General features: G+C 63.1%; 14 protein-coding genes. 3 read left to right on the top strand and 11 right to left on the bottom strand.

Translation table 11 applies throughout. The features are described from left to right. Position 1: 1 nt before the first annotated feature. Positions 2 to 901 (top strand): alpha/beta hydrolase, encoded by a 900-nt coding sequence (locus ACFQND_RS10465; RefSeq protein WP_371437267.1) that lies wholly within the window; start codon positions 2 to 4, stop codon positions 899 to 901. A 106-nt stretch (positions 902 to 1,007) separates the two neighbouring features. Beyond that, a complete protein-coding gene (locus ACFQND_RS10460; protein WP_371437387.1) occupies positions 1,008 to 1,571 on the top strand; it encodes a DNA-3-methyladenine glycosylase in 564 nt (187 codons plus the stop codon). 98 nt (positions 1,572 to 1,669) lie between these two features. Here the strand turns inward: ACFQND_RS10460 and ACFQND_RS10455 are convergent, their stop codons facing one another. From ACFQND_RS10455 to ACFQND_RS10410, 10 genes are all read right to left on the bottom strand, one after another. Beyond that, positions 1,670 to 2,659 (bottom strand): Bug family tripartite tricarboxylate transporter substrate binding protein, encoded by a 990-nt coding sequence (locus tag ACFQND_RS10455; protein WP_371437266.1) that lies wholly within the window; start codon positions 2,657 to 2,659, stop codon positions 1,670 to 1,672. Positions 2,660 to 2,783: 124 nt separating this feature from the next. Beyond that, a complete protein-coding gene (locus ACFQND_RS10450; RefSeq protein WP_371437265.1) occupies positions 2,784 to 3,866 on the bottom strand; it encodes an amidohydrolase family protein in 1,083 nt (360 codons plus the stop codon). After that, a complete protein-coding gene (locus tag ACFQND_RS10445; protein WP_371437264.1) occupies positions 3,859 to 4,845 on the bottom strand; it encodes a Bug family tripartite tricarboxylate transporter substrate binding protein in 987 nt (328 codons plus the stop codon). Before ACFQND_RS10445 ends, ACFQND_RS10450 begins: the two co-directional genes overlap by 8 nt. Before the next feature lie 204 nt (positions 4,846 to 5,049). Beyond that, positions 5,050 to 6,030 (bottom strand): Bug family tripartite tricarboxylate transporter substrate binding protein, encoded by a 981-nt coding sequence (locus tag ACFQND_RS10440; protein ID WP_371437263.1) that lies wholly within the window; start codon positions 6,028 to 6,030, stop codon positions 5,050 to 5,052. 22 nt (positions 6,031 to 6,052) lie between these two features. Then, positions 6,053 to 7,615 (bottom strand): bifunctional 3-(3-hydroxy-phenyl)propionate/3-hydroxycinnamic acid hydroxylase, encoded by a 1,563-nt coding sequence (locus ACFQND_RS10435; protein WP_377413368.1) that lies wholly within the window; start codon positions 7,613 to 7,615, stop codon positions 6,053 to 6,055. Between the two features lie 9 nt (positions 7,616 to 7,624). Then, complete coding sequence (locus ACFQND_RS10430; RefSeq protein WP_371437261.1) at positions 7,625 to 8,491, bottom strand: fumarylacetoacetate hydrolase family protein; 867 nt, start codon at positions 8,489 to 8,491, stop codon at positions 7,625 to 7,627. 80 nt (positions 8,492 to 8,571) lie between these two features. Next, positions 8,572 to 9,084 (bottom strand): GlcG/HbpS family heme-binding protein, encoded by a 513-nt coding sequence (locus ACFQND_RS10425; protein WP_371437260.1) that lies wholly within the window; start codon positions 9,082 to 9,084, stop codon positions 8,572 to 8,574. A gap of 50 nt (positions 9,085 to 9,134) precedes the next feature. Further along, the gene (locus ACFQND_RS10420; RefSeq protein WP_371437259.1) at positions 9,135 to 10,040 is read right to left on the bottom strand and encodes a VOC family protein; all 906 of its coding nucleotides are present in this window, start codon (positions 10,038 to 10,040) and stop codon (positions 9,135 to 9,137) included. Next, positions 10,037 to 11,083: an amidohydrolase family protein gene (locus tag ACFQND_RS10415; RefSeq protein WP_371437258.1), complete on the bottom strand. Its 1,047-nt coding sequence runs from the start codon at positions 11,081 to 11,083 to the stop codon at positions 10,037 to 10,039. The genes ACFQND_RS10420 and ACFQND_RS10415 overlap by 4 nt, the downstream gene beginning before the upstream one ends. 6 nt (positions 11,084 to 11,089) lie before the next feature. After that, complete coding sequence (locus ACFQND_RS10410) at positions 11,090 to 11,515, bottom strand: GlcG/HbpS family heme-binding protein (RefSeq protein WP_371437257.1); 426 nt, start codon at positions 11,513 to 11,515, stop codon at positions 11,090 to 11,092. 130 nt (positions 11,516 to 11,645) lie between these two features. Between ACFQND_RS10410 and ACFQND_RS10405 the strand changes: the two genes are divergently transcribed. Next, positions 11,646 to 12,551 (top strand): LysR family transcriptional regulator, encoded by a 906-nt coding sequence (locus tag ACFQND_RS10405; protein WP_371437256.1) that lies wholly within the window; start codon positions 11,646 to 11,648, stop codon positions 12,549 to 12,551. On the opposite strand, the gene ACFQND_RS10400 is transcribed toward ACFQND_RS10405, so the two are convergent. Further along, complete coding sequence (locus ACFQND_RS10400; RefSeq protein WP_371437255.1) at positions 12,538 to 13,791, bottom strand: MFS transporter; 1,254 nt, start codon at positions 13,789 to 13,791, stop codon at positions 12,538 to 12,540. The genes ACFQND_RS10405 and ACFQND_RS10400 overlap by 14 nt on opposite strands. Positions 13,792 to 14,247: the final 456 nt, after the last annotated feature.

Raw genomic sequence — 14,247 nt, 5'->3', positions numbered from 1 at the left:
CATGAGCGTAACCATGCTCTGGCGCGGCTACGACCAGGCCGCGCTGGACCGCCAGTACAACAGCCGCGGCACCGTGCCCGATGTGACGGTGTACCTGCGCGAGTATGCAGAGCGCACCGTCCAGGCCAAGGCGGCGCTTGCCTGCACCGAAAACATCGCCTACGGCCCGGACGCGGATGAACGGCTGGACATCTATCCTGCCTATCCTGGGACTGGCCGCAACGCGCCGGTGCTGGTGTACCTGCACGGCGGTGACTGGCGCGCATTGTCGAAAGAAGACAGCGGGTTTGCCGCGCCGGCTTTCGTGCAGGCCGGTGCGATGTTTGTTGCGCTTGACTTCAGCCTGGTGCCGGCCACGACCCTGCCCGCCATGGGCGCGCAGGTCAGGCGCGCCATGCACTGGTTGTGGCAGAACGTCGCAGCCCACGGCGGCGACCCGCAGCGCATCCACATTGCCGGGCATTCGTCCGGCGCCAACCTGGTGGGCCAGTTGCTGATGACCGACTGGCAGCGCGAATTCAATGCGCCTGCCGACCTGGTGAAAAGCGCGGCCTTCATGAGCGGGCTGGGCGACCTGGAGCCGGTGCGCCTGTCGTTTCGCAATGAAAAGCTGGGCCTCACGCCGGAGGTCGTGGCCGAGGTGTCCCTGCTGCGGCGCGGCGCGGTGGCCAACTGCCCGTTGCTGGTGGCGGTGGGCGGCAATGAAACCGAAGATTACTTGCGCCAGAGCCGCGAGGTGGCCGACTGGTGGGCGGCGCAGGGCAAACACGCGGAGTTCTTTGCGCTGGCCGGGCGGCACCACTTTGACGCCGTGCTGGAATGGGCAGAGCCGGCGAGCGCGCTGTTCAAGGCCCAGTGTGCGCTGATGGGGCTGAAGCCGGGTTTTAACGTTCATTTATAGGAAATAAGGCCCTGGGCCGCCGCAGGCATTGCGCAGCCAGCTATCAAATATGTAGCGAAATGATGCCATTGCAAGCTCGCACCAAAGCTGGTTATTCTTGATCGTCATGCCCGCACTGCCGCTCGATTTCTCCGCTTCTTCCGACATCGTCGCCCGCGCGCTGATTGGCGTGACGCTGCTGATCGATGGGGTGGGCGGCCGCATCGTGGAGACCGAAGCCTATGACCAGGGCGACCCGGCCTCGCACACCTTCGGCGGGCCGACCTTGCGCAATGCTGCAATGTTCGGCCCACCCGGGCGGGTCTATGTTTACCGCTCTTACGGCATTCACTGGTGCCTGAACCTTGTGTGCCGTGAGGAGGGCCATGGTGCCGGGGTGCTGATTCGTGCCATCGAGCCGACGGCCGGCATTGAACGCATGCAGGCGCGCCGCGGCCTGGAGGATATCCGCCTGCTGTGCTCAGGTCCCGGCCGTGTCGGGCAGGCGCTGGCGGTGGACGCCGGTTTTAACGGCATGCGCCTGGACAGGCCGCCCTTCAAACTGCTGGGGGCGGAAGGTGCAGAGCCGGCCGAGGTCCATGTTGGCCCGCGCATAGGCATTTCAAAAGCGGCGGATGTGCCCTGGCGTTTTGGCGCTGCGGGCTCGCGCTTCCTGAGCAGGCGGTTTTAGGCAGGGGTTCCCGCTTTTTGGGGATTTTTGAGTATAAAAAGGCCCCGAAGCCGAATAAGGATGTGCGCAGTCAGCTATTAAAAATGTAGCGCGCCGACTCACTCCGGCTGGATGCCTCCGGCCTGGATCGCCTTGCGTGTGCGCTCGATGTCACGGGTCAGGTAGCTGCGGAAGTCCTGCGCGCTGCCTGCGCTGGGCACTGCGCCGTTGGACTCGAATGCTTCACGCAAGGTCGGCTGTTGCAGCGCGGTGGCCAGCGCCTTGCGCAGCGTGTCCGCGACTTGCGGCGGCAGGCCTTTGGGGGCCATCAGGCCTATCCAGCCCGCAAATTCAAAACCCGGCACCGCCTCTGCAATGGAAGGCGCATTCGGTATCGGGTGCGCGTCCTGCGCCATGCTGTGCGCCAGCAAACGCAGCCGGCCCGCAGCCACCAGCCCGAGCGCTGCGGGCGCTGGCGTCAGCACCCAGTCGGTTTCGCCGGACACGACGGACGCCACGCCGGCGCTGCCGCTTTTGTAGGGCACATGCAGCGACTCGAAACCCGCTGCCGTCTGCAGCGCCACGCCTGCGAGATGGCTTGCCGAACCGATGCCGGCCGACGCCATATTGGTTTTGCCGCCTTTTGATCTGGCGTAGGCAATCAGCTCGGCAGTGCTTTTGACGTTCAGGCTGGGCGTGCACACCAGGACATTGGGCAACAGCGCGATCAGAGAGACAAAGTCAAAGTCGACTAGCGGTTTATAGGTGACTGCTTTTTGCAGCAAAGGCGCTACGGTGATGGCACTGCTGGACGCGACGATAAGCGAGTAACCGTCGGCTGCAGCCATGCGCCCGGCCTCGATGCCGATGGCCCCTGCGGCACCGGCCTTGTTGTCGACGACCACGGCCTGGTGCAGGAGCGGCGGCAACTGGTTGGCAACGATGCGGCCTATCGTGTCCACGCTGCTGCCCGCTGCGTTCGGCACGATGAACCTGACCGGGCGCTGCGGGTACGCGCCGGCCTGCGCAAATGCCTGCAAGGGAAAGGCCGAGGCAGCCGCCATCCAAAAGAGACCCTGCCGGCGATTGATGTGATGAAGTGTGTTCACGATGCTTGTCTCCTTCATATGTCTCTCCACAAGTGCCAGCGCGGAACCGGCTCAGCCGGGCCGCAGCTGGCGCCCCTGCAAGGGGAGGGGAGGCTACACGCAGTGAGCCTCAGCAGGGGTGTGCCTACTCCAGTCCAAGCAGCTTCGCCGCGTTGCCGCCGGTGACAGCCTCCAGGTTTTTGCCTTCAAGCCCGCAACTGCGCAGCCAGCCGACCGGGTCCGCCTCGCCTACCGGATAGTCGCTGCCCATCACCAGCCGGTCAATACCGATGCGGTCTTTCAGCGCCTGCAGCACCAGCGGGTCATAAACCGTGGTCTCGTAATAAAACGAGCGCAGAAAGTCGCCAGGCTTGATGCCGCCCGTGTTGCGCACGGTGTCCGGCCGGTTGGCGGTGTTGCGGTCAACCCGGCCCAGGTAGTGCGGAAAGTAGCCACCGCCATGCGCCATCACCACTTTCAGCGCCGGGAACCTGGTCATCACGCCTTCGTAAATCATGGAGGCCATGCACTTGGTTTCTTCAATCGACTGGCCCAGCGAGTTCCATAGTGCGTACTGCTGGAACCACGGGTCGCGCGCGCCCTCGGGATGTATCCAGGCGGTGATATTGTGCTTTTCAACCGCTTCCCAGAACGCGTGATACGGTGGCGCGCCAACATACACGCTGTTGTAGCTGGACGCCACGTTGGCCACACGCAGGCCCATGCCGGTGCAGCGCTCAAATTCCTGCATCGCCACGGCCGGGTCCTGCAGCGGCAGCACAAAGCTGCCGACAAAACGCGTCGGGTGGTCTGCCTGCCAGCGTGCGGCCTGGTCATTGCAGCGGCGGCACAGTTCAAGGTCGGTCTGCGCGTCGGCCCAACTGGTGCCCTGCAGCACCGTGCTGACGGTGAGTACGCCGATGTCTATGCCGCGCGCATCCAGGTCCTCGATGATGGCCAGCGGATCGAACATGCGCTCCATCGCGTTCTGGGTGCCGGGCCGCGGCGTTTTGGAGGGTGTCGCACCAAAGCCGGTGAACACGGTCTTGTTGGTGGACGCCTCAAACACACTGCGTTCCAGCATGTGGACGTGAAAATCGATGACAAGATTGTTGGCCCCCACGCTCCCCGCTTCGCGTGGTTCGCTGCCCCCCGAGGGGGCGTGTTTTCCTAGGGGCGGCCCGTCGGAAAACGATGCCGCAACTGCGGTGCTGTTGCTTTTATTCATTGGTCTTGATGTTTGCGATGCGGGCAACCTGCCGCCATTTGCCGAGGTCGTCATTCAGCAGCGTGGTCAGGTCCTGGGAGTTTCCGGACGCCGGTTGAACATGGATGCCCGCCATGCGCTGCGCCATGTCGGGCTGCGAGGTGATGCCGTTGATTTCTGTCTCCAGTCGCTTCACCGCAGCGGCAGGCGTACCGGCCGGCACAAACAGGCCGGCCCAGAACTGCATCTGCAACTCGGGCAGGCCCACGCTGCTCATGGTTGGCACGCCGGGCAGCGCCGCAAACGGCGTGGGCGATGTGACAGCGATGGCGCGCAGGCGGCCGTCGGCCAGCCCCAGTGCGGCCGGACCGGGGTCGACAAACGCGGTCAACAGGTCGCCGCTGATGAGGGCGGTGATGGTCTCGCTCATGCTTTTGTACTGGATAAACTCGCCGCCGGTCTGCGTCTTGATCTTGAACTGCTCGGACGCAAACTGGAAGGCCGGGCCGGAGCCGCCATAGTTGGCCTTGGCCGGATTGGCCTTCACATACGCCACCAGCTCGGGCACGGTCTTGATGGGCAGTTTCGAATTGACCAGCATCACCAGGGGGAAGGTTGCGACCAGCGCGACAGGCGTGAAGTCCTTCTGCGCGTCGTAGCGCAGCCTGGGTGTGAGGATGGGCGTGAACACCATGTTGCCGATGGGGCCCATCAGCAGCGTGTAGCCATCGGCGGGCGACTTGGCAACAAAGTCGGTGCCGATGATGCCGCCCGCCCCCACCTTGTTTTCCACCACCACAGGCTGCTTGAGCGCATCAGCCAGCCGGTTCCCGATCAGCCGGGCCAGGGTATCCATGCCGCCCCCGGCAGCCTGGCCGACGATGATGCGCACCGGCTTTGCGGGAAAGTCCTGGGCGAAGGCAGGCAAACCTGCAAGCGCAGCGCCAGCCGCCGCGACAAGCGCCATGCCGTGGCGCCGATTAATTTGCTTGTGTTCCATCTTGTCTCCATTCCTTGTTTTTTTGTCTTCTCTCTTCTCTCTAGGTCCTCACAAGTGCCAGCGCGGAACCGGCTCAGCCGGGCCGCAGCTGGCGCCCCTGCAAGGGGGAGGCGGCTACGCGCAGCGAGTCCGCAACAGGGTGTGCCACATACTGCGTCCCCTGCAAGGGGAGGGCAGGCTACACGCAGTGAGCCTGAGCAGGGGTTATTCCGGAAGAATGCCGATTTCCTTGGTAATCGCAGTCCAGCGTGTCATCTCATTGCGCAGGAAGGCGCCTGTCTGCGCTACCGACACATTCGCTTCGGCAATCGGGCCCATGGTGGCGATGCGCTCGGCTACTTCCTTGTCGGCCAGCAGCGCGCCCAGGTCGCGGTTGAAACGGTTGATGGCCGCGGGCGGTGTGCCGGCAGGGGCCACAACGGCGAACCAGCCGACCATGTCAAAGCCGGGCATGGTTTCAGACAGTGATGGCACTTGTTCCCAGCCCGCGACACGTTTGGGAGAGGTGGTGGCCAGCACGCGCATGCGGCCCTGTTTGGCCAGGGCTGCGGTTGAAGCCAGGTCGGCCACCATGGCGTCAATGTGTTTGCCCATCAGGTCCTGCACACCGACGCCAACGGAGGAATACGACACCAGGTTGGCCTGCGCCGCGGTGCGCGAGTTAAAGAGGCGGGCAATCATGCCGCTGAAGGTGCGCGGGCCTTCATTGCCCAGCGACAGCTTGCCGGGCTCTGCCTTGGCACGGGCAACCAGGTCTTCAATCGATTTGATGGGTGATGCGGTTTCGACCAGTATGGCAAACGGGCTGCGCGCGACAAATGAAACCGGCACAAAATCCTTTTGCGGATCGTAGGGGAGCGTCTTGAACAGCAGCGGATTGGTGATGAGTGCAGCGGTCGTTGCGAAATAAAAGGTCGTGCCGTCGGCAGCCGAGCGCGCGGCAAACTGGGCGCCAATCGCGTTCTGCCCGCCCGGCTTGTTGTCGATGACAACGGGCTGGCCCCAGTTTCTTGCCAGCCGCTCGGACAACAGGCGTGCCACATTGTCGGGGCCGGAACCTGCGGGTTGCGACAACACCAGCTTGACGGGCTTGTCCGGCCAGGCGGTGGACTGCGCGTGGCTGGTGGGCAGCCAGGCGGCAAGCGAGAGTGTGGCGATTGAAAGTGTTATCAGGCGGCGGTTCATGGTTTTTGTCTCCTTGGGTTTTTCAATTGGCGGTAGCGGTTTCGGGTTTTCCGGTCACTGCATTGGAGGGCCAGTGCCTTTGCCAGTCGGCGAGCAGTTCGTCAAGCTCTGATGCAGTGGCGGCGGTGCCAAATACATAGTGGTCGGGCCGCACCAGCGCGGCATGGCAATGGTGTTTTTTCATCCAGAGCGCTGTCACGCCATCGTTTTCCGTGACGTCGTTGCCGAGCCGTATGGTGGTCATGGGGGCGCCATGTTTCACTGCTGTTTCCAGCGAGCTGTCTGTTACCAGGCGCCATCCGTAGCCAAAGCGCTGGTCCATCAGTGCGGCTTCACCCGACTTTTGCATGACGCGCGGCTGCGGAAAAAGCGTACCGCGCCCGCTGCCGGCGGCGGCGCAAAGCAGGCCGGCCTCAAGCCGCGGGATCATGTCCTGCCGGGGCGTGTCTTTCACCACACCGCCGCATTCGTCCAGCATGTGTTTGTCGCGGGCGCGCGCCTTGCCCACGTCGCGCTCGCAGATCACGGCGCCTGCGCCCTTGATGCGGGTGGTGAGGTCGCGCACATGCGTTTTGCGTTCGGTGCCGTAACTGTCAAGCAGTGCTTCAGCGGCATGGCCGGTGACTTCGCCCTTGATGGCGGCACGCAACTTCCAGGAAAGATTCGCCACATCACGAATGCCCTGGCACATGCCCTGGCCCATGAAGGGCGGTTGCTGGTGCGCAGCGTCGCCGGCCACAAACACGCGGCCCTTGCGCCAGTCGTGCGCGACCAAGGCATGGAAGCGGTAACTCGCCTGGCGCCAGAGCTCGCCGTCCTGCGGTGTGAGCCAGCGTGAAAGCAGCTTCCAGGCAGCGTCTGGCTTTGCGACTTCAAGCGGGTCTTCGCCTTCTTTCAGCGAGATTTCCCAGCGCCTATGGTTGCCGGGGCCTATGACCATGGTGCAGGGACGCTCTGGCTCGCAGTACTGCACGCTGGTGACGGGAAGTTTCGCCAGTCCCTGTTCATTGACCAGCACATCAATGACCAGCCAAGGCTCGTCAAAATCCAGGTCGTCGAGTTCAACGCCGATCTGCGAGCGCACGGTGCTGGTGGCACCGTCGCAGCCGATGACGTAGCGGGCGCGAATGGTTTGCGCCCTGCCCTCGCCATCGCGCAGTTGCAGGGTTGCGGCATCCTTGTCCTGTGTGAGTGAGATGAGTTCGACACCAAGCGCTATGGTGACCGACGGCAATGCCTGGGCATTGGCGCGCAGTATGCGCTCCACCGGTGGCTGGGTGAATACCATGGACGGCGTGTAGCCCAGCGGGAACGGCGGCGCCACCATGGTCATGCGGCGTATCAACTGGCCATCGACGCCAAAATATTCGGATGGCGTGAAGGGTTCGACGTGCGGCAGGACCAGCCCGGCCACGCCGATCTGCTGGAACACGCGCATGATTTCATGGTCGAGCGCAATCGCGCGGGGCTTGTCATAGACCGAGGTCAGTTTGTCGCAGACATAAGTCTTGAGTCCCGCCTGGCCCAGCAGGCTGGCCGCCACGGCACCTGACGGGCCAAAGCCGACGACTGCAACGTCATACATGTCGGACATTCAGAGGATCTCGTTGGCAATCGGGTTGGACAGCAGGCCGACACGTTCGATCTCGACTTCATACACGTCGCCAGCCTTCATCCAGACCGGCGGCGTGCGCGCCTGGCCGACCCCTGCGGGCGTGCCCATGACGATGACATCGCCGGGCTCGAGCGTGAGCACGTCGGCAAGCAGTTCGATCGTTTCGGCAACGCTGAAAATCATGTCGCTGGTGTTGGCGTCCTGCATGACCTGGCCGTTGAGCCGGCCCTGGATCTTCAGGCCGGTGGCGCCGGGTGGCAATTCGTCAGCGGTGACCAGCAGCGGGCCGAAGGCACCGGTGTCGTCGAAGTTTTTGCCTATGGTCCACTGCGGGGTTTTCTTCTGGTAGTCGCGCACCGACATGTCGTTGAAGCAGGCGTAGCCGAACACGTGAGCGAGTGCCGTGGCTTGCCTGGTATGGCGCGGCACGCGGGTGCCTATGACCACGGCCAGCTCGGCCTCATAGTCAAATTTGACGGACACCGATGGCACACGGCCAATGTCCCTGTGTGCAATCAATGAGCTGGCGCCGCGCAGGAAAAACCACGGGTAGTCAGGCTTGTCGCGTCCGCCTTCCTTGGCATGGTCGAAGTAATTGAGGCCCAGGCAGATGACCTTGCCGGGTTCCGGCACCAGCGGTGCGAGTTTCAGGCTGTCAAGTTTCAGGCGCGGTGCTGGACCGGCGAGGGCTGCCTTGCCGGCTGCAGCCAGGTCAACGCCTTTAAGCAGTGCCGCGCGCATGTCGGCCGGCACTTGCGGCTGGGCGGTATTCAGGTCGATCACATCGTTGCCATCGACGAGGCCAAGGCGGGCCTGACCATTGTGGAGAAAGGTGGTGAATTTCATGAAAACTGCTGGAAGGTAATAAATGAAAGAAGGAAAGAAGGAAAGAAGAAGGAAACGGAAAAATTCACCGCCTGTTCGGTTTAGCGAATCTGTTCAGCACCGGCCTTTGCAACGATGCCATCCTGGGCGCCGGTGCCGCCGGATGCGCCAATGGCACCAATCACCTTTCCGTTGGCGATGAGCGGAAGGCCGCCTTCGACAGGGTTGGCATTTGCAAGGCCAAGCACATAGGTATTACCTGCAGCCAGCATGTCGCCGAAGACCTTGGTAGGGCGCTTGAACATGGATGCCGAGCGTGATTTCTCAATCGCGATCTGGCCGCTTGCACTCTGGGTGTCGTCCATCTTCTCGAAGAAGACCAGATCGCCTGAGGTGTTGGTGATTGCAACGGCCATGGTCCAACCGTTTTTCTGTGCTTCGGCCAGGGCCGCTGCTGCAACCTTGCGTGCGCTTTCAAGCGGGATGGCGGGGCCATAGGCGGGTGGACCCGGAGGTGTTTGTGCTGCAGCTGATGCAGCAATGCCAGCAAGCACCAGGCACAGCGGACCGGTGATGCGGCGGAATACGGAGGTGGAACGCAGGGTTGAATGCATGAATGTCTCCTCTTTTGGGTTGAATTTCCGGGTCTGTCGAAAATGCCTTGTCAGGCTTCTGAGGCCACAAAAAATACCGCGCGCTGGGCTTCTTTCAGCTTCGCGCTGGGCGGGGCTGAAATGCCCCAGTGGTCAACGCGGCCGGCGGGCCATTTCCAGTCCTCGGGCGTGCCGGTGCGGTAGCTTTCATCGATCTGCTGCACATCGGCGGTGTACTCAATCACCACGCCGAACGGGTCTATGAAGTAGTTGAAGGCGTTGTTGCCGGGACCATGGCGGCCGGGGCCCCACTCGATGGCATGGCCTGCATCCTTCATGCGGCCGCCGCCGCGCATGACGGACTCCATCTCAGGCATCAAAAATGCGATGTGGTTGAGCGCATCGTTGTCGGCATCACCCAGTGCCAGGCTGTGGTGGTCGCTGTTGCAGTTCATGAAAGCCATGATCCTGGTGCGGTCCACGAGCCGGAAACCCATCGCTGCTTCAAAAAACCGCTGTGATTTCGGGATGTCGTGGGCGTTAAGCACCACATGGGCCAGGCGGATGGGGTGGTCCTTGTCCTCTTGCGTTTCGCTGTGGCGGGCATCGCCAAAAACCACCTGGACCAGCCGGCCATCCTGGTCACGCACGGTCAGGCCCACGCCGCCGGCCGACTCATTCAAGGGGCCGAGCGGCACGGCAACCGTGCCGCCTGCTGCGACTGCCGCTTTGGCGATATCCGCAAGTGCGGCTTCGGAACGTGCGCGAAAGGTCACATGCCTGATTTGCGGCGTTTCGCCGCCTGCGTGCAGCGACAGCAGGTGATGGTCGGCGCCGGTGCCGCGCATGTAGATGACCTTGTCGCCGCGTGCGGCAACCGTGAGTTTCCATACATCCGTATAGAACGCTTCTGCCTTTGCCAGGTCCGGCATATTCAGTGCGACGCTGCGCAGCGACGCTATTGTGGGTGAGCTCATGCGGGTGTCCTTGCAGGGGTGTTGATGCCGAGAAAGGTTTCGGCATTTTTGTAAACCAGGCGATCGACCGTTACGGCGTCAAGTCCGGCGGCGTTGACTCTTGCAACAGGCGTTCGGTCATGAAAGTTGAACGGGTAGTCGGTGCCCAGCATCAGCTGGGTGTCACCGAACATATGGACCAGGTGCGCCAGGGTCGGTGCATCGAACACCAGCGTGTCGAAATAAAGGCTGCGCGCCTGCGCTGTGGGAGAGGACTCGACCTGCTCCCTGAGCGCAGGAAACACGGACCAACCCTGCTGCAAGCGCGGCAACAGGCTGGCCAGCGTGCCGCCGCCGTGGCTGAAGGCGATGCGAAGCCCGGGGTGGCGCAGCATCAGGTTGCTGGTGATGACGGACGCAGCGGCCAGGCCTATGTCGGTCGGGTAGGCCAGCACCTGTTGCAAGGGCGGCGGGCCGACCAGGCGGTCCATGCCGGCGGGCTTGACCGCATGCACAAAGACCGATGCACCCAATGCTTCGCAGGCTGCAAAGAACGGCTGGAAATGCGGATCGCCAATCGGCATGCCGTTGACGTTGCTGCCGATCTCGACGCCGACCATGCCCAGTACCTCGACGGCGTGGCGCAGCTCGGCAATCGCCAGGTCCAGATCCTGCAACGGGACCGCGCCCATGCCTATGAGTGCGCCCTGGGACTCGGCGGCCATGGCCGCTATCTGTTCGTTCAGAAAGCGCAACAGCTGCTGCGCCTCGGCCGGTTCGAACCAGTAGGAGAACAGCTCGGGCATTGGTGAGATCACCTGCCGCGCCAGGCCCATCTCCGGCAGGTCGGCCAGCCGGCGCGAGGTGCTCCAGCATTTCTCGGACACCGTGCGGTAATTCTTGCCGTCGATCATGATGTGGCGGTGGCACAGGCCGCCGGCATCGGGCGCGAGCGCCGTCGATGGCCACAGCTTGGGCATGGCGCCGCCGAAACAGGGTGGAAAGCGCTCGGGAACGACGTGCGCATGCACATCAATGCCGCAGTTGCAGGGCGTGGCTGTCATCGCGGCTCAAGCGTGCTGGAGACCGGCGGCCTGTATGCCCGCGATGCAGATGGCTTCGTCCTCGTCGCCGCTGCCGCCGGATGCGCCCGCTGCACCGATGATGGCGCCGGCTGCATCCCTGATCAGCACTGCGCCTGTCTGCGGGATAAAGCGGCCCTGCGATGCCGCGGAAAGCGATGCAAAAAAATTGGGGTTGTCTTTTGCGCGCTGCATGAGCGTGCGGCTGGAGGCATCCATGCCCACGGCCGCCCAGGCCTTTCCGGTGGCCACATCCAGACGGAACATGCTGGCGCCGTCTTCACGTTGTGCGGCCTTGAGGTGGCCCGCTGCATCAAGCACCACGACGGCCATGGCCTTGTGGCTGGCCTGGCGCGCGGCCGCGAGTGCTGCCGTGATGATGGTGTTGGCCTGCGCCAGCGAGAGTGTTGTCATGGGTCCTGTCTCCGTTAAACGCACCCGTTGCCAAGGTGGCCGATGTGCGTCAAGGCACAGCAGAAGGCGGAGTTTATGCAGCAGGCAGGCATCCATCAAGTCAATGTTCTGGATATATACAATCCATGCCATGGATATACGTTCCATTGACATGAACCTGCTGGTGGTGTTTGACGCCATGATCGAGCACCGCAGCGTGACCCGCGCCGGCGAGGCCATAGGCCTGAGCCAGCCGGCAATGAGCGCGGCCGTGGCGCGCCTTCGAGCCTGGTTTGACGACCCGCTGTTTGTCAAGACCGGCGCCGAGATGAAGGCCACGCCGCGCGCGCTGGTGCTGGCGAAACCGGTGCGCCGCGTGATTGAAACCGTGAAGGACGAGATCCTGCAGCGCTCGGGGTTCGATCCGCAAAAAACGGACCGCACCTTCACCATACTGATGCCTGACATCGCGGAGGTGAATTTTTTGCCAAAGCTGCTGGCCCGCCTGTCGCAGGCCGCACCCGATGTGCGGGTGCGCACGGTTTCAAAGTCGCGGCCGGCGGCTGCGGAGGCGCTTGAATCCGGCGAGGCCGAGCTGGCGGTGGGTTACTTTCCCGATCTGCACAAGGCCGGCTTCTTCAAACAAAAGCTTTTTGACAGCCCGCATGTCTGCATCGTGCGCACCAGACACCCGACGGTGGGTGACAAGCTGACGGTGAAGCAGTATTTGTCGCTGTCGCATGCGGTGGTGCAACCGGAGGGGCGGGAACATGTGTTTGAGCTTTTCCTGGAGCAGCGTGGGCTCAAGCGGCGCGTGCTGCTGAAGCTGTCGCACTTCATGAGCCTGCTGCCGGTGATTGAAAGCTCGGACCTGATAGCCACCGTGCCGTCCGACCTGGCCGATGTGTGCCGCCGCTACGCCAACATCCGCGTGCTTGATGTGCCCATCAGGTCACCGGTGATTGCGGTGCACCAGTCCTGGCACCGGCGCTTCCACAAGGACCCGGCCAATGTGTGGCTGCGCGGCGTGATTCATTCGCTGTTTACGGCTGCCTAGGCGGCCCTGGCAGCAAAGAGTAAGCCAGCGCACCGGCCACCAGCAACGCGGCAATGCTGGCCAGCACAGCGGTGAACGGGTCTGCGCCGTGGGCCGTGGCGATGGAGGCCACGATGCCGGTGAACCATTGCATCACGGCCACACCCAGGAACATGGCCATGGTGAAAACCGCCATGGCGCGCCCCGTGAGTGAGGCCGGGTAGGCGGCGCGCACATCGGCATACTGCAGCACCAGGCAACCCGACAGCAGGCCGATCACGATGGGGCCGACGACATCAACCAGGGTGTAGTGGGTCATGGCAAATGCGGCAAACAGGGCTGCCAGCAGCAGGGTGAAACCGACAATCCAGGCGCGCCGCCGGGCCGGGCCGGGGTCCAGGCGGCCAAACAGCGGCGGGCCCAGCAGCGAGGCCAGCGACATCACCAGCGCGACGTTGCCGCTTTGCACCAGCGAAAAGCCGTGGCGCTGCATCAGCAGCGGCCCCAGCCAGAGGCCGCGCAGCGAAATGAATGCCGCATAACCCACACCTGCCAGCAGCACGATGCCCAGGGTGTGCGGCAGCAAAAACAGCGCACCGAATTTGCGGAAGGCCTCGCGAACGGACTCCCTGGGCAACGCGTCTGACGGTGCGGGCTCATGCACCAGTTGCCAGATCAGCAACCAAGCCAGCGCCGCCAGGCCGCCCAGCACCGCAAACCCCATGCGCCATGACGTGGCCTGTATCAGCCAGGCCAGGGGCGTGCCGGTCAGCAGCATGCCGATGCCGCCCAGGCCCAGCGTGATGCCGGAGATCGCTGCGAAGCGCCCGGCGGGGAAATGCCGCGCGATAAAAACCGTGCAGACCAGGAATGCGGGTGCGCAGCCGACGCCGATGAGAACCTGGCCCAGAACCAGCATGCCGTAGCTGCCCGACAGGGCCGACAGTGCCGAGCCGGCAATCGCGACCGGAAACGCGGTGAGCACGGTGCGCCGCACGCCATGCAGGTCTATGCCTATGCCCATGAACAGCTGCATGGCACCGAACGCGAAATGAAACGCACCGGCAAACAGGCCCAGCTGCTGTGCGCTGAGGTGAAAGTCAGCCTGCAGCGGCGCCGCCATGATGGCCGCCACCGTGCGCCAGGCCTGGCTGAGCGCAAAGGCGGTGGTCAGTGCAAACAGCATGACCCAGGCGTTGCGCCTGGCGCTGGCGCTGCTTGTGCCGGATTGGGAGCTTGTTTGTACAGGGGTAGAGGTCATCGGCTTTGCAGGTTGGCGGCCAAGGTCGTGCCAGGGTCAGGGTATGGGCCTTGTGTTGCAGTTTGCCACGCAGCGGTGCGGTGTGTGTGGAGCGGTGGCCTGGCGCTGCATCCGGGGCGATTTTGGGCATCGAATCGATGTCTGGCCCCGTGGATATGCGCGCAGCAAGCTATGAAAGTCGTAGCAACTGACGGGTCACAGCAGGCTCGGAGGCTGGCCTTGTCTGGGTGCTCTGGTGGCACATGGCACCAAAAAGAGGCGCTGGTCAGCACCACAACCAGACATTAAAAAATAAAACCAGATGATTTGGTTGTGCAACCGGGTTGAATGTCTTTTTCGCTAAAACATCCTGTCCCTGGTGTTCACAGGTGAAACGTTGGGCTGCCGTCAATCATGTTGAAAAATATACAAATAAATCAATGAGTTAAGGGTTTTCCATAGGTATTTTGAGGGTGA

This window comes from Polaromonas aquatica, assembly GCF_042659145.1.
Classification (GTDB): domain Bacteria; phylum Pseudomonadota; class Gammaproteobacteria; order Burkholderiales; family Burkholderiaceae_C; genus Polaromonas; species Polaromonas aquatica.
Note: the sequence above shows the minus strand (reverse complement) of the source record. Positions and strands in the feature narration are given on the sequence as shown.

Coding starts and splice junctions, on each gene's coding strand:
- ACFQND_RS10465 (WP_371437267.1), top strand. CDS start 2: ATGAGCGTAACCATGCTCTGGCGCGGCTACGACCAGGCCGCGCTGGAC.
- ACFQND_RS10410 (WP_371437257.1), bottom strand. CDS start 11,515: ATGACAACACTCTCGCTGGCGCAGGCCAACACCATCATCACGGCAGCA.
- ACFQND_RS10435 (WP_377413368.1), bottom strand. CDS start 7,615: ATGTATGACGTTGCAGTCGTCGGCTTTGGCCCGTCAGGTGCCGTGGCG.
- ACFQND_RS10440 (WP_371437263.1), bottom strand. CDS start 6,030: ATGAACCGCCGCCTGATAACACTTTCAATCGCCACACTCTCGCTTGCC.
- ACFQND_RS10405 (WP_371437256.1), top strand. CDS start 11,646: ATGGATATACGTTCCATTGACATGAACCTGCTGGTGGTGTTTGACGCC.
- ACFQND_RS10425 (WP_371437260.1), bottom strand. CDS start 9,084: ATGCATTCAACCCTGCGTTCCACCTCCGTATTCCGCCGCATCACCGGT.
- ACFQND_RS10460 (WP_371437387.1), top strand. CDS start 1,008: ATGCCCGCACTGCCGCTCGATTTCTCCGCTTCTTCCGACATCGTCGCC.
- ACFQND_RS10430 (WP_371437261.1), bottom strand. CDS start 8,491: ATGAAATTCACCACCTTTCTCCACAATGGTCAGGCCCGCCTTGGCCTC.
- ACFQND_RS10420 (WP_371437259.1), bottom strand. CDS start 10,040: ATGAGCTCACCCACAATAGCGTCGCTGCGCAGCGTCGCACTGAATATG.
- ACFQND_RS10450 (WP_371437265.1), bottom strand. CDS start 3,866: ATGAATAAAAGCAACAGCACCGCAGTTGCGGCATCGTTTTCCGACGGG.
- ACFQND_RS10445 (WP_371437264.1), bottom strand. CDS start 4,845: ATGGAACACAAGCAAATTAATCGGCGCCACGGCATGGCGCTTGTCGCG.
- ACFQND_RS10400 (WP_371437255.1), bottom strand. CDS start 13,791: ATGACCTCTACCCCTGTACAAACAAGCTCCCAATCCGGCACAAGCAGC.
- ACFQND_RS10415 (WP_371437258.1), bottom strand. CDS start 11,083: ATGACAGCCACGCCCTGCAACTGCGGCATTGATGTGCATGCGCACGTC.